The following is a 13,764-nucleotide window of genomic DNA, read 5'->3' as shown; positions in this document are numbered from 1 at the left end:
CAGCCGGGCCGCCGCGCGGGTGGGGACAGCCGGGCCGCGGCGCGGTGGAGAAAGGTGGGCCGCCGGCACGGGACCTGCCGGCGGCCCACGAGCGGCCCGGTCATCGGGAACGGGGGACCCGACGCGATCAGGCCGCTCCGACCACGGTACGCGGGTGAACCGGGATCCGCCGACCACGTACCGTGTCGGGGGATCGGTTGAGCACGCTCGCGGGTGCCCGCCGGACGGCTGCTTTCCGTAACCTTTGGGGGTAGCTCTTCGTTGTACCCAGGTGGCCTCTGCGGTGGTGGGGGTCACCACCGGCCGGGGCTGTCCGGGGTGACCTGCGACATGCCGGCAGGCTCGGTGCACCCGATCGGCCGACCCGCGAGGTGGCAGTGACGCCCGACCTTCTCAGCGACGTGGCGTCGCCCCTGTGGGCGTACCTCCTCCTGCTCGGCCTGTTGGCGGTGGACGCCTTCGTCCCGGTGGTCCCCACCCAGGCTGTCATGATCACCGGCGGGGCGCTGACCGTGTACGGCGAGCTGAGCCTGCCGCTGACCATCGCCGTCGGCGCGCTCGGGGTCTTCGCCGGCGACCTGGCCTGTTACCTGCTCGGCCGGCGCGCCCCGCGCCGGACGGCGGTGCCCCGGCAGCGGCAGCCGGGGCGGGCGCGCCGGGCCGCCGGGCGGGTCACCCGGGGGCTACGCCGGCCGGGGCCGTTGGTGATCCTGCTGTGCCGGTTCGTGCCCGGCGGACGGATGGCGGCCTGTTTCTCCGCCGGGCGCAGCCGCTACCCGTACCGGCTGTTCCTCACCTACGAGACGCTGGCCGCGCTGGGCTGGGCCGGGTACGGCGGCCTGGTCGGCCGGCTGGGTGGCGAGGCGCTGACCCGGTCGGCGTGGCTGCTGGTGCTGATCGCCGCCGGCGCGGCGGCCGGGTTCGCGGCGGCCGGCTGGGCGTTGTCCGTGGTCGCCGCCCGCCAGGCCCGGTCCGACGGGGACCAGCCGGCGGTGGGCACCGCCCCCCGGCCCGGCGGCGGGTTGACCTGAAGTCCGGTTGAGCCCCTAGCCTCGACGGGACGAGACGACGAGCCACGGGGGTGGACGGATGATCCTGGTGACCGGGGCGACCGGAACGGTCGGCCGAGCGTTGGTGACCGAACTGGTCGGGCAGGGGGTCGCGGTACGCGCGGTGAGCCGGGATCCGGCCCGGGCCGACCTGCCGGCGGGTGTGGAGGTGGTCGCCGCCGACCTGACCGACCCGGCCTCGGTGACCCCGCACCTCGACGGGGTGGACGCGGTGTTCCTGGTCTGGCCGTCCACCGACCCGACGGCCACCGCCAGCACCGCGCCCGAGCTGGTGAAGGCGCTCGCCCTGCGGGTGCCCCGGATCGTCCACCTGTCGGCGTCCGGCGCCGGGGACGACCCGGCCTCACACTGGGGCGTCGTCGAGCGGGCCGTGACGTCCGCCGGGGTGGAGTGGACGATCCTGCGGCCGACCGGGTTCGCCGCCAACACGCTGATGTGGGCCGACCAGATCCGTGCCGGTGACGAGGTCCGCTGGCCGTACGGCGAGGCCGCCCGGTCGCTGGTGCACGAGCGGGACCTGGCCGAGGTGGCGGCGCACGCGCTGACCCGGGACGGGCACACCGGAGCCCGGTACGAGCTGACCGGCCCGGTGGCGCTGACCCAGCGGGAACAGGTACGGGCCATCGGCAGGGCGCTCGGGCGGGAGCTGCGCTGGACGGAGATGCCCCGCCCGGAGGCGGTCGAGCTGCTCACCGGGGCGCTCGGCGACGCCTCGTTCGCCGGGATCGTGCTGGACGGCTGGGCGCGGTTCGTGGCCCGGCCCGAGCCGGTCACCGACACCGTCGAGCGGATCACCGGCCGGCCGGCCCGCCCGTACGCCGAGTGGGCCGCCGAACGGGTCGACCGGTTCCGCTGACCCGGGCGGGGCCACCGCAGTACGGCCCGGCCGGACGGTAAGGCCAGCCAGCCGCCGGCCCGGGCCGGCCCGGGCGGTCGGGCCGGCCCGGGCGGTCGGGCCGGCCCGGTCACCGGGCGGGCCGGCTACTCCAGTTCGTGCAGCATCAGCTGGCGGGCGGCCTCGGCGATCGAGCCGGACAGCGACGGGTAGATGGTGAAGGTCTGCGCCAGGTCGTTGACGGTGAGGTTGTTCTCCACCGCCATGGTGATCGGCAGGATCAGCTCGCTGGCCTTCGGCGCGACCACCACCCCGCCGACCACCTGGCCGCTGGCCGGCCGGCAGAACAGCTTGACGAACCCGTCGTTGAGCCCGGCCATCTTGGCCCGGGGGTTGCCCGACAGCGGCAGCATCACCGACCGGGCCGGCACCTTCCCGGCGTCCACCTCGTTCTGCGAGACGCCGACGGTGGCGAGTTCCGGGTCGGTGAACACGTTCGCCGAGACGGTCCGCAGCCGCAGCGGCCGGACCGCCTCGCCGAGCGCATGCCACATGGCGATCCGCCCCTGCATGGCGGCCACGCTGGCCAGCGGGAGCAGGCCGGTGCAGTCCCCGGCGGCGTAGATGCCGGGCACGCTGGTCCGGGACACCCGGTCGACGGCGACGTAGCCGCCCTGGGCGAGCTGGACACCGTACTCGGACAGGCCCAGGCCGGCGGTGTTCGGCACCGAACCGACCGCGATCAGCGCGTGCGAGCCGGCCACCACCCGCCCGTCGGAGAGCTCGACCTCGACGCCGTCGCCGGTCCGGCGGACCGCGTTGGCCCGCGAGTTGTTGAGGATGCTCATGCCCCGGGACCGGAACACCCGCTCGATGGCCATGGCCGCGTCGGCGTCCTCGTGCGGCATCACCCGGTCCCGGCTGGAGACCAGGGTGACCTGCACCCCCATCGCCAGGTACGCGCTGGCGAACTCGGCACCGGTCACGCCGGAACCGACCACGATCAGGTGTTCGGGCAGCTCGGGCAGGTCGTAGACCTGACGCCAGGTGAGGATGCGCTCGCCGTCGGGCACGGCGGTGGGCAGTTGGCGCGGGGTGGCCCCGGTGGCGACCAGCACGGTGTCCGCGTCGATCGAGTGCTCCGGGTCACCGTCGGTCGGGGTCACCACCACCCGGTGGGTGTGGCCGAGCATGTCCTCGCCCATCCGGGCCCGGCCGGTGACCACGTTCACCCCGGCCTTGACCAGCTTGGCGTGGATGTCGGCGGACTGGGCCAGGGCCAGCCGTTTGACCCGCTCGTGGACGGCCCGCGCGTCGACGGTGACCGCCTCCAGGCCGTCGGAGTCCACCCCGAACTCCTCGGTGTCCCGGTAGCCGGTGACCACCTCGGAGCTGGCGATGAACGTCTTCGACGGGACGCAGTCCCAGAGCACGCACGCGCCGCCGGCCCCCTCGGCCTCCACCACGGTCACGTCGGCGTCGAGCTGGGCGGCGACCAGCGCCGCCTCGTATCCGGCCGGCCCCCCACCGATGATCACGATCCGGCTCACCGCGCCCGCCCTCCGTCGCATCCCATGCTGACTTTCTTTCCCCCAACGTGCCCGACACGCACCGTTCGTATTCTCCCTCGCCCGTCCGCCGGGCTATCGTCATCGCCGTGCGTCACTACGCCGCCTACGGCTCAAACCTGGACCCCGCCCGGATGCGCGCCTACTGCCCGCACTCGCCGATGGTCGGCGTCGGCTGGCTGGAAGGCTGGCGGCTCACCTTCGCCGGCGAGGGCGTCATCGGCTGGGAGGGCGCGGTCAGCACCATCGTCGAGTCCCCCGGCGACCGGGTGTTCGTGGCGCTCTACGACATCCACCCGTTCGACGCCGCCCAGCTCGACGAGATCGAGGGGGTGACCGCCGGCACGTACCGCAAGCTGCACGTACGGGTCTCGACCCTGGACGGCGACGTGACCGCCTGGGTGTACGTGTTCGCCGGGTACGAGGGCGGGCTGCCCACCGCGTGGTACCTCTCCGAGATCGCCAACGCGGCCGAGAAGGCGGGTGCGCCCGACGACTACGTCATGGAGCTGCGGTCCCGTCCCACCGGCACCGCGTCCGCGTAGCACGTCTGACATCCCTTTAGTCTGCGCCCGCCGCTGTCGGCCCGACCGACCGGGTCCGGGGCCGTGCCGGAGAGTCGTCGGCCGGTCACCCCGGGTCGGGTAGCGGATCACGCAGGTGCCGTTGGGCGGCGGTGAGCAGGTCGACCAGTTCGACGCGTTCCGCCGGGCGCAGCGCCCGGTACGCGGAGGAGACCATCCGGTCGGTCGCCGCCTCGGCCCACAGCCGACGCCGCACCAGCGGGCCGACCGGCGGGTACGGCGGGGGCCAGCCGGCGGCCATCGCCCCGGCCTCGCCCTCCGTGCCGGCGACCGTCGCCTCCAACGGGGTCATCCCGCTCGCCCGCACCGCCAGCAGGTACGCACCCAGGTACAGCTCCCGCAGCAGGTGCAGCCCGGCGGCGGCCCGTGCGCCGGGGGTGTCCGCCGGCACCGGCATGCCCCGCCAGGCGGCGAAGAGCGGCAGCGCCCCGGCTTCGGCGGCGGTCACCGTCCGGTGCAGCAGGTCGGCGAGCCGGGCCACCCCGGGCAGCCCGCCGAGGCGTTCGTCCCCCCAGCGGCAGCATTCGGCGAGGTTCACCGCGGCCACCGCCCGGGGGTCGATCACACCGGTGGCGGCGTCCCAGCCCTCGGCGACCGCGTCCGGGGCGACGAAGCCGAGGCAGGCGGCGGCGGTCTCGGCCGGGACGGCACCGAGCGCCCCGGCGCGGGCGGTCACGTAGAAGGCCCAGCCGGAGATGCCGAGCAGCCGGGCCTGCCGCCGGGCGGCCGGGGACAGGCTGAACGCCTCCCCCAGTTCGACGGCGATCGGCCGGCCGGCAGCGGCGGCCTGCTCCGGCGTCATCCGGCCCGCCCGCCCCGGCCCCGGCCCGCCCGGAACCGCCCGATCGCCCGGGTGTGCCCGACCCGCCCGCAGGCCGTCCGGGCCGCCCGTGGCCGCCGGACCGCCCAGGTGTCCCCGGGCCGCCCGCAGGTCGCTCGTGGCCGTCGGACCGTCCGGGTGTCCCCGGCCTGTCCGCGTCGGGTCGCCAGCCGTACGTCCATCCGGTTTAGTGTGCCGTGTCGCCCGCCGTCCCGGCAGTCCCCTCTTCGTCGGTCAACGCCTCCAGGGCCCCCTCGACCTCGCCGGTGTGCCGCCGGGCCGCCGCGACCGCCCGCTCGGCCCCCCGGCGGGCCAGCTTGCGTCGGCTGATCTCCTGCTCGGCGGCGGCCCGGCGGCGTTCGATCTCGGCCAGCTCGGCCTCGATGGCGGCCAGTTCGTCGGCCGCGTCCCGCTCGGCCGCCGTCGCGCCGGCCAGCTCCGCCTCCGCCCGGTCCTGGTCGGTACGGGCCTTCGCCAGTTCCCGTTCGAGTACGCGTCGCCGGCGGGCCCGCTCGGCCTGCTCGGCCCTCCGGGCCGCCGTGTCGGCCGCCCGCCGGGTCCCGCCCCTCCCCCGGTCGTCCGGCGCGGACGGCTCCTCGGACGGTTCCTCCGGCGGCTCCTCGGCACCGCCGGTGAGGAGGCGGAGCTGCGGCCGGGGCACCTCACCGAACCCGGCGTAGCTGGCGGCCCGCAGCAGCCGCCCGGAGCGGACCTGGGCGGCCACCTCGGTGTCGGAGAGCGCGGCGTTGAGGGTCGCCTCGACCTCGGCCAGCGGCAGCCGGCCGGCCGGCGGCGCGCCCTCGGTCTCGGCGGCCAGCGTACGGGCCTCGGCGACCAGGGCGGCGACCACCGCGCGCCGCTGCGCGGAGAGTTCCCGCAGCTTCGGTCCGCGCAGGTCACGTTGGGCCGCGCGGAGCGCCTCGGCGAGCTGGGCCAGGTCGGCGACCAGTTCGGGACGACGGATGGCGAGCAGGTTGACCAGCCAGGCCGCCACCGTCGGCCGGCGCAGCTTGGCGATCTCCCGGGCGGTCGCCGGGTCGCCGTCCTGGCGGGCCTGGGCCGCCGCCGCGTCCCGGACGGCGACGAACCCGTCCGGTGGCGCGCCGTACAGCCGGTGGATCAGGTCTCGGGAGGGAGCGGCCATCGCCTCAGACGTCGATCCGGGTGCCCGGCTCCAGCCGCCGGTAGTCGACGGTGCTCAGGCGACGGAAGTTGCCGTCCAGCACCCCGAGTCCGTTGGCGTTGAGCAGCCCGTCGTGCAGGGCGTACGCGCGCCGGGGGGCGACCGCCCGGAGGAAGTCCAGGGACTCGGCGAACTTGGCCCACGGGGCGTGGATCGGCAGGAACAGGGTGTCGATCTCGACGTCCTCCGGGGCGACGAACGCGTCACCCGGGTGGTAGATCCGGTCGGCGATCAGGTACCCGAGGTTGTCGACCACCGGGATGTCGGGGTGGATCAGCGCGTGCCGGCCGCCGTACGCGCGCACCGGGATGCCGGCGGCGGTGAACGACCGTCCCACCTCGACCGGCTGGAGCACCTCGGGCAGTCCCTCCACCGAGCCGGCCAGCGAGGCCGGCCCGTACAGGGTGAACGGGCGACGGTCGAGCTGCCGGGCCAGGGCACCGGCGTCCACGTGGTCCGGGTGCTGGTGGGTGATCAGTACGGCGTCCGCGCCGTCGAGCGCCTCCGCCGTCTCGCTGAACGTACCCGGGTCGACGACCAGCACCCCGCCGTCGTGCTCGACGCGTACGCAGGAGTGGCCGTACTTGGTCAGGCGCATTCGTGACTCCTCGACAACCGAATCGTGATGTCCTCGTCGCAGTCTGCCGGAACGGACGCGGCACCGCGCCTCGTCTGATCGATCGCCCCGTGGGGCGGGCCGGGGGCCCGACGCCGACGGGGCCAGGAGATCGGAGGGGGAATGGTCGAAATCGGACGACGCCGGTGGGGTGCGGCGCTGCTGGCCGGGGGGCTGGTCGCGGTACTGGCCGTCGGGGGGTGCAGCGCGGATTCCCGTAGCGGCAGCGACTCGACCGCGGAGAACGCGGACCGGGCGCCGGCCGCCGGGGCGCCGGCACCGGCCGCGCCGGGCAAGGGCGAGGCCCCGGCGGACGCCGGGGAGTCGGGCGGTGGGGACGCCGCGGCCCCCGGTGGGGCCGGTGGCGCGGACCTGCGGGTGGACCAGCGGTCGATCATCTACAACGGATCCATCACGGTGCAGGTCAAGGACGTCGACCAGGCGGCCCGGGACGCGATCACGCTGGTCACCACGGCGGGCGGGTTCGTCGGTGGGGACCAGCGGCGCACCGTCCACGACGCCGCCCGCGCCGACCTGCGGCTGCGGGTACCGGCGGCGAAGTTCACCGGCACCGTCGACGAGATCGCGAAGCTGGGCGAGCAGCAGCGCCGCGAGATCCAGACCGAGGACGTCACCGAGGAGACCATCGACCTGGACGCCCGGATCGTCACCCAGCGGGCCCGGGTGGAGAACGCCCGCCGGCTGCTGGCCCGGGCCTCCTCGATCGGTGACCTGGTGTCGCTGGAGAACGAGCTGGGTCGCCGGGAGGCCGACCTGGCCTCGCTGGAGGCGAAGAAGCGCCGGCTGGCCGACCTGACCGCACTGTCCACCCTCGACGTGTCGCTGGTCGGGGCGGGTGCCCGGCCGGTCGACGAGGACGACGACGGGTCCGGTTTCCTGGCCGGGCTGACCGACAGCTGGCGGGTCTTCCTGGACTCGGTGACCGTGCTGGTCACGCTGCTCGGCGCGCTGCTGCCGTGGCTGGTCGTGCTGGGCGTACCGGGGTGGCTGCTCTGGCGGCTGCTGCGCCGTCGCCGTCAGCGGCGACCGGCACCGGGTCGCCCCGGGCCGTTCGTGCCCGCTCCGGCGATGACCGGGGTGGGCGGCCCGCCGGGCGGCCCACCGGCGGGCCCGCGCGTCCCGGCGGCGCGGCCGGGCGAGCCGGCGGGAGCGCCGGGTGGCTCGACCGGAGTGCCGGGGGGCGCGCCGACGACGCCGGGGGGCGCGGCGGGAGCGCCGGGGGTCAGCGGACCGCCGCCAGTGCCCGGAGCGCGGTCTGCACCATGAGTCGGACGCCGACCGCGATGCACCGCTCGTCCACGTCGAAGGACGGGCGGTGCAGGTCGAGGCTGGGCCCGGAACGGCCGACGCCGAGCCGGGCCAGCGCGCCGGGGACGTACTCCAGGTACCAGGAGAAGTCCTCGCCGCCCATGCTCTGCGGGGTCTCGGCGACCCCGTCCGCGCCGAGCGTGTCCACGGTGGCGGCGGTGAGCACCTGGATGGCCCGGGCGTCGTTGCTGACCGGCGGTCGGCCGCGCAGGTACTCCAGGTCGACGGTGGCCCCGGTGGGCGCGAGGACGTCCCGCACCACCTGAGCCACGATCTTGGGGGCTTCCTCCCAGGCGTCCCGGTCCATCGCCCGCAGGGTGCCGGAGGCGACCGCCTCGGAGGGGATGACGTTGTACCGGGTGCCGGCCGACGCCTGGCCGAACACCAGCAGCAGTCCGCTGTTGGCCGGCACCCGGCGGCTGACCAGGGCGGGGACCTCGGTGACCAGCCGGCCCAGCGCGTCGACCAGGTCGACGGTGAGGTGCGGCCGGGCGGTGTGGCCGCCCGGCCCGGTCAACCGGACCGTCACGTTGTCGGCGGCGGCGGTGATCGGGCCGACCCGCAGGCCGATCTTGCCGACCGGCTGGTTGGGGTCGCAGTGCAGGGCGAAGATCTGGGCGACGTCGTCCAGCCCGCCGGCCTCGATGACCTCCAGCGAGCCGCAGGGCAGGATCTCCTCGGCCGGCTGGAAGATCAGCCGGACCCGGCCGGGCAGCTCGCCGAGGTCGGCGAGTTGGGCCAGCAGCATGCCGACGCCGAGCAGCACGGTGGTGTGCACGTCGTGCCCGCAGGCGTGGCAGACCCCGTCGACCGTGGAGCGGTACGGCACGTCCTTGGCGTCGGTCAGCGGCAGCGCGTCGATGTCGGCGCGCAGCGCGATCACCGGCCCGTCGGAACGGCCGTCGATGTCGCAGATCACGCCGTTGCCCTTGGGCAGCATCCGGGGGTGCAGCCCGGCCAGGGAGAGTTCCCGGGCGATCAGCGCGGCCGTCTCGAACTCCTCGCCGGAGAGCTCCGGATGCGAGTGGAGGTGCCGACGGGTGGCGATGAGGCCGGGTGTCCGGAGCGCGAGCAGATGGTCGAGCTCGAACGGCAGGGGCTGGGAACCGGGCGTCGCCTCGGGCCAGGACGACACCGGATGGCTGCCGTTGGGCAGCGTCAACGCACTCGTCACGTCGATTTCTCGATCACTGTGGATGGGATGGGACTCGGACAGCCTAGACCTTCGACGGTGACGCTGCGCAACTTCGTTACGGTGATCATCAGACCGCGCAGCGTCACGAAAGCCCTGGTTGGAGCGCTCCACGACGGGCGAGACAGCAGGTAGATCGCGATCGGACCCGGTCATCTGCCGCACACCTCCTACACCGTGTAATCACCCTCCGGCGACTCGCACTGCCGACGGAACCTGAGACTTTCATGGCGAATTGTCGCATTAGTCGATCCGGTTACGGATCGGCTTCGACAAGGACCCGACAGTTCCGGATCACTCCAACCGCCGAGGGATCCCGACGGTGCCACGCCCCGGCGAACCCGCCCCGCACACCCTGTCCGTCCCGGTCGGACCTCCGCGTTGGCCGGGCCCGGCCGACGCGGAGGAGCACCGGGCGCGGGCCCCGACGCCCGGGAGGAAGTACCCGTCGACCACCCGGCGCACGCCCCGCGCCGACGGCCGGTCCCGCTCAGAAGCGGTCGCTGGGCCGGTAGGTGCCCCACACCGCACGCAGCGTCCCGCACACCTCGCCCACGGTGGCCCGCGCCCGCAGCGCCTCCCGCATCGGGAAGAGCACGTTCTCCGTACCGGAGGCGGCGGCACGCAGCTCGGCCAGCGTCCGCTCGACGGCCCCGCCGTCCCGCTCGGCGCGCAGCCGGGCCAACCGCTGCCCCTGGGCCGCCTCGATCGTCGGGTCCACCCGCAGCGGCTCGTACGGCTCCTCCTCGTCGACCTGGAACCGGTTCAGGCCGACCACCACCCGCTCACCCGAGTCGATCTCCTGCGCCATCACGTACGCGGACTGCTCGATCTCCCGCTTCTGGAAGCCGGCCTCGATCGCGTCCACCACCGAACCGTGGTCGGCGACCCGGGTCATCAGCGCGTCCACCGCCGCCTCGATCTCGGCGGTCATCGCCTCCACCACGTACGAGCCGGCGAACGGGTCGACGGTGGCGGTCAGGTCCGTCTCGTACGCGAGCACCTGCTGGGTCCGCAGCGCCAACCGGGCCGCCTTCTCGGTGGGCAGCGCGATCGCCTCGTCGAAGCTGTTGGTGTGCAGCGACTGGGTGCCGCCGAGCACCGCGCCGAGCCCCTGGATCGCCACCCGGACCAGGTTCACCTCGGGCTGCTGGGCGGTCAGCTGCACCCCGGCGGTCTGGGTGTGGAACCGCAGCATCAGCGACTTCGGGTTCTTCGCCCCGAACTCGTCGCGCATCAGCCGGGCCCAGATCCGCCGGGCCGCCCGGAACTTGGCGACCTCCTCCAGCAGGGTCGTCCGGGCCACGAAGAAGAACGACAGCCGGGGCGCGAAGTCGTCCACGGCCAGCCCGGCGGCGATCGCCGCGCGCACGTACTCCACCCCGTTGGCCAGCGTGAAAGCGATCTCCTGCACGGGCGTCGCGCCGGCCTCGGCCATGTGGTAGCCGGAGATGGAGATGGTGTTCCACTTCGGCACCTCCTTGCGGCAGTACGCGAAGGTGTCGGCGACCAGCCGCAGCGACGGCTTCGGCGGGAAGATGTACGTGCCGCGGGCGATGTACTCCTTCAGGATGTCGTTCTGGATGGTGCCGTTGAGCGCCGACCCGGCCACCCCGTTCTCCTCGGCCACCAGCTGGTAGAGCAGCAGCAGCACCGAGCCGGGCGCGTTGATGGTCATCGAGGTGGAGACCTTGTCCAGCGGGATGCCGTCGAACAGCGTCCGCATGTCCTCGATCGAGTCGATCGCCACCCCGACCTTGCCGACCTCGCCGTGCGCGATCGGGTCGTCCGAGTCGTACCCCATCTGGGTGGGCAGGTCGAAGGCGACGGAGAGACCCATCGTGCCGGCCCGCAGGAGCTGGTGGTAGCGGGCGTTGGACTCCGCGGCGGTGCCGAACCCGGCGTACTGCCGCATGGTCCACGGCCGGGAGGTGTACATGGTGGGGTAGACCCCCCGGGTGTACGGGTACTCGCCGGGACCGCCGAGCCGGGCGTCGAGATCCTCCGGCAGGTCGGTCGCCGTGTACACGTCCTTGATCGGGAAACCGGACTCGCTTGACCGCCGTTCGCTCATCCTCGGATGGTAGGACGCCCAGCTCGAACGGCAGGTGAGGGATAGCGCACACCTCGCTGGACGAGGCCGGACGGCCAGCTCCAGGAGCAGCACGTATGGTCGTGCATGAAAGAACGCCCGCCGCGTCGGCTTTCGCATCGGGTGTCGGAACCCGCAAGATAGGGGGGTTGTGTCCCAGCCCCCTCGATTCTCTCCGGTGGCTTTTCTGTGACTCAGATCCCGACGTGGAGCGGTGGACCGGCCAGTCCCCCCAACGGGCGTGCAGCCCCCGGCACCACCATCGGTGGTCGCTACGAGCTGCGCACCCCGGTGGGCAACGGCGGCATGGGCACGGTCTGGCGGGCCACAGACACACTTCTCCGACGTGACGTCGCGGTGAAGGAGGTCGTCCTCCCGCCGGGCCTGGCGCCCAGCGACCGCGACGCGATGTACGAACGCACCCTCCGCGAGGCCCGCGCCGCCGCGGCCATCCAGCACCCGGCCGTGGTGCAGGTCTACGACGTGGTCACCGAGGGTGGCCGGCCGTGGATCGTGATGGAGCTGCTGGACGCGCGCAGCCTCGCCGACATGGTCATCGAGGACGGCCCGCTCCCGCCCCGCGCGGTCGCCAAGATCGGCATTGCGCTGCTCGGGGCGCTGGAGGTGGCGCACGCGATCAGCGTGCTGCACCGGGACGTGAAACCGGCGAACGTGCTGATCTGCACCGACGGTCGCTGCGTGCTGACCGACTTCGGCGTCGCCCGGATGCCCACCGACGTGCAGCTCACCACGCCGGGCATGGTGCTCGGCTCACCACACTTCATCTCCCCCGAGCGGGCGATGGGGCAGGACTTCGGCCCGCCGAGCGACCTGTTCTCGCTGGGCGTGACCCTCTACACCGCGGTCGAGGGGCGACCCCCCTTCGACAAGGGCGACCCGATCGAGACGATGCACTCCGTGGTCGAGGACGAGCCCGCCACTCCGGTGCGCAGCGGCCCGCTGACCCGGGTGCTGATGGGTCTGCTGGAGAAGGACCCGGCCCGCCGGTTCGACGTGCACACCTCCCGGGCCATGCTCCGCGAGCTGCTCGCCGGCCCGCTGGCCAGCAACGCGGCGGCGGTCAACTCGGTCACCGACCCGTACGCGGTGGTGCCGGTGCCCCGGCCCGCGCCGACGACCCCGGCGAAGGCGACGACCCCGGAGCCCAAACCGACCGGTCAGATCGGTGGGCCGGCGATGCTCGCCCCCGGCGAGTCGCTGACCGACCGGCTGGCCGCGCTGCGGCGCGGCGAGCAGCCGAAGACCGCCACTCCGGTGGCCTCCACCTCCGCGCTGGAGGACACCAGCGCGGACGCGCTCGCCGGCCCGCTGCACACCCCGACCGGCGCGATGCCGGCACCCAGCGCCCGCGCCGAGCGGGCGGGCACCACGTACGGCGCCAAGCCCGCGGCCGACGCCGCCGGGCCGGTCAAGCAGGACACCGCGCCCACGGTCAACCTCGGCCGGGCGTCCGGGGCGAAGGACGACGCCGACGCCACGGTCAAGGGCGGCCTGCCGACGGCCGGCTTCGGCCGTCCGGCGGAGACCACCCGCCCGGTCACCTACGGCCGGACCCCGGACGCGACCCAACCCGTCACCTACGGCCGGACGCCGGACGCCACCCAGCCGGTACCGTTCGGTCGCGCCCCGGACGCCACCCAGCCGGTGGCGTTCGGCCGCACTCCCGACGCCACCCAGCCGGTGCCGCCCGGTGGCGCGCCGGAGGCCACCCAGCGGCTCGGCGGCACCTACGGCGCACCCGCCGGCGGACAGTGGTCGGTGCCGGGCACCGGCCAGCCGTGGGCGGTGCCGCCCGCCACCGGTGGGCCGAACGCCGGCAAGCCGGGCGGCGGGCTGCTCGGGCAGGTCCGGCGCTGGCCGCGCAAGATCCAGCTCGCCGCCGCCGGTGGCCTGGCCGTGGTGCTGCTGATCGGCCTGTTCGCCGTGCTCGGCGGCGGTGGCGACGAGGAGCCGTCCGCGCCGCCGCAGGCCCAGCCCACCGCCAGTCCGGAGCCGGCGCCCGCCGCGCTGGAGATGGAGGAGCACTCGGCGCGCGGGGTCGCCGTGCTGGTGCCGAAGGGCTGGAAGCGGGCCAGCGGCGGCAGCTACACCGACTACACCGACCCGGAGGACAGCGGTCGCCGGGTCCGCATCATCACCGAGCCCTTCAGCACCACCTCGATGCGCTGGGCGGAGGTGGCGGCGGACGGTCTGCGTACCCGCACCTCCTGCGCCAAGCCGTACGAGCAGCTGGCCCTGGACGAGCAGCAGTTGGCCGGGAAGGCGGCGGCCCAGATCGAGTACACCTGCGGCGAGGGCGACACCAAGCGGCACGGGGTGTGGCGGGGCGTCGTGCACGACGGCAAGGCGTACTCCTTCTACCTGACCGCCAACGACTCCCGGTTCGCCGAGAGCAAGCCGATCTTCGACCAGATGGTCGAGTCCTTCCGGCTGACCGACGCCGGCTGAGACCGA

At 74.4% G+C, this 13,764-nt stretch carries 11 protein-coding genes; 5 read left to right on the top strand and 6 right to left on the bottom strand.

What is annotated here, in order from left to right; genetic code table 11:
* Window positions 1–371 precede the first annotated feature (371 nt).
* Both PVK37_RS10615 and PVK37_RS10610 read left to right on the top strand, forming a co-directional pair.
* Window positions 372–1,031, top strand: a complete 660-nt coding sequence (locus PVK37_RS10615) for a DedA family protein (RefSeq protein ID WP_275033666.1) — start codon at window positions 372–374, stop codon at window positions 1,029–1,031.
* Between the two features lie 58 nt (window positions 1,032–1,089).
* Window positions 1,090–1,926 (top strand): SDR family oxidoreductase, encoded by an 837-nt coding sequence (locus tag PVK37_RS10610; RefSeq protein ID WP_275033665.1) that lies wholly within the window; start codon window positions 1,090–1,092, stop codon window positions 1,924–1,926.
* A 125-nt stretch (window positions 1,927–2,051) separates the two neighbouring features.
* On the opposite strand, the gene PVK37_RS10605 is transcribed toward PVK37_RS10610, so the two are convergent.
* Window positions 2,052–3,455, bottom strand: a complete 1,404-nt coding sequence (locus PVK37_RS10605; protein WP_275033664.1) for an NAD(P)H-quinone dehydrogenase — start codon at window positions 3,453–3,455, stop codon at window positions 2,052–2,054.
* A 107-nt stretch (window positions 3,456–3,562) separates the two neighbouring features.
* Here PVK37_RS10605 and PVK37_RS10600 point away from each other — a divergent pair, with 107 nt between their 5' ends.
* The gene (locus PVK37_RS10600) at window positions 3,563–4,018 is read left to right on the top strand and encodes a gamma-glutamylcyclotransferase (protein WP_275033663.1); all 456 of its coding nucleotides are present in this window, start codon (window positions 3,563–3,565) and stop codon (window positions 4,016–4,018) included.
* 85 nt (window positions 4,019–4,103) lie between these two features.
* On the opposite strand, the gene PVK37_RS10595 is transcribed toward PVK37_RS10600, so the two are convergent.
* From PVK37_RS10595 to PVK37_RS10585, 3 genes are all read right to left on the bottom strand, one after another.
* Entirely contained in the window at window positions 4,104–4,859 is a 756-nt protein-coding gene (locus PVK37_RS10595; RefSeq protein WP_275033662.1) for an SCO6745 family protein, read from the bottom strand.
* Window positions 4,860–5,064: 205 nt separating this feature from the next.
* Entirely contained in the window at window positions 5,065–6,021 is a 957-nt protein-coding gene (locus tag PVK37_RS10590; protein WP_275033661.1) for a hypothetical protein, read from the bottom strand.
* 4 nt (window positions 6,022–6,025) lie between these two features.
* Complete coding sequence (locus tag PVK37_RS10585) at window positions 6,026–6,658, bottom strand: MBL fold metallo-hydrolase (RefSeq protein WP_275033659.1); 633 nt, start codon at window positions 6,656–6,658, stop codon at window positions 6,026–6,028.
* 141 nt (window positions 6,659–6,799) lie between these two features.
* Between PVK37_RS10585 and PVK37_RS10580 the strand changes: the two genes are divergently transcribed.
* Window positions 6,800–7,963 carry a DUF4349 domain-containing protein gene (locus tag PVK37_RS10580; protein ID WP_275033657.1) on the top strand — a complete coding sequence of 388 codons (1,164 nt, stop codon included), beginning with the start codon at window positions 6,800–6,802 and terminating at the stop codon, window positions 7,961–7,963.
* Here PVK37_RS10580 and PVK37_RS10575 read toward each other — a convergent pair.
* Together PVK37_RS10575 and PVK37_RS10570 are read right to left on the bottom strand one after the other, a co-directional pair.
* Window positions 7,920–9,179 carry an amidohydrolase gene (locus PVK37_RS10575; protein WP_275033655.1) on the bottom strand — a complete coding sequence of 420 codons (1,260 nt, stop codon included), beginning with the start codon at window positions 9,177–9,179 and terminating at the stop codon, window positions 7,920–7,922. The two genes, PVK37_RS10580 and PVK37_RS10575, sit on opposite strands and share 44 nt — an antisense overlap.
* A 508-nt stretch (window positions 9,180–9,687) precedes the next feature.
* Complete coding sequence (locus PVK37_RS10570; protein ID WP_275033654.1) at window positions 9,688–11,271, bottom strand: acyl-CoA mutase large subunit family protein; 1,584 nt, start codon at window positions 11,269–11,271, stop codon at window positions 9,688–9,690.
* Between the two features lie 207 nt (window positions 11,272–11,478).
* Between PVK37_RS10570 and PVK37_RS10565 the strand changes: the two genes are divergently transcribed.
* Window positions 11,479–13,758 (top strand): serine/threonine-protein kinase, encoded by a 2,280-nt coding sequence (locus PVK37_RS10565; RefSeq protein WP_275033653.1) that lies wholly within the window; start codon window positions 11,479–11,481, stop codon window positions 13,756–13,758.
* Window positions 13,759–13,764 lie beyond the last annotated feature (6 nt).

It is taken from the genome of Micromonospora cathayae (assembly GCF_028993575.1).
GTDB classification, from domain to species: Bacteria; Actinomycetota; Actinomycetes; order Mycobacteriales; family Micromonosporaceae; genus Micromonospora; species Micromonospora cathayae.
This window is presented reverse-complemented; position numbering and strand designations above follow the sequence as displayed.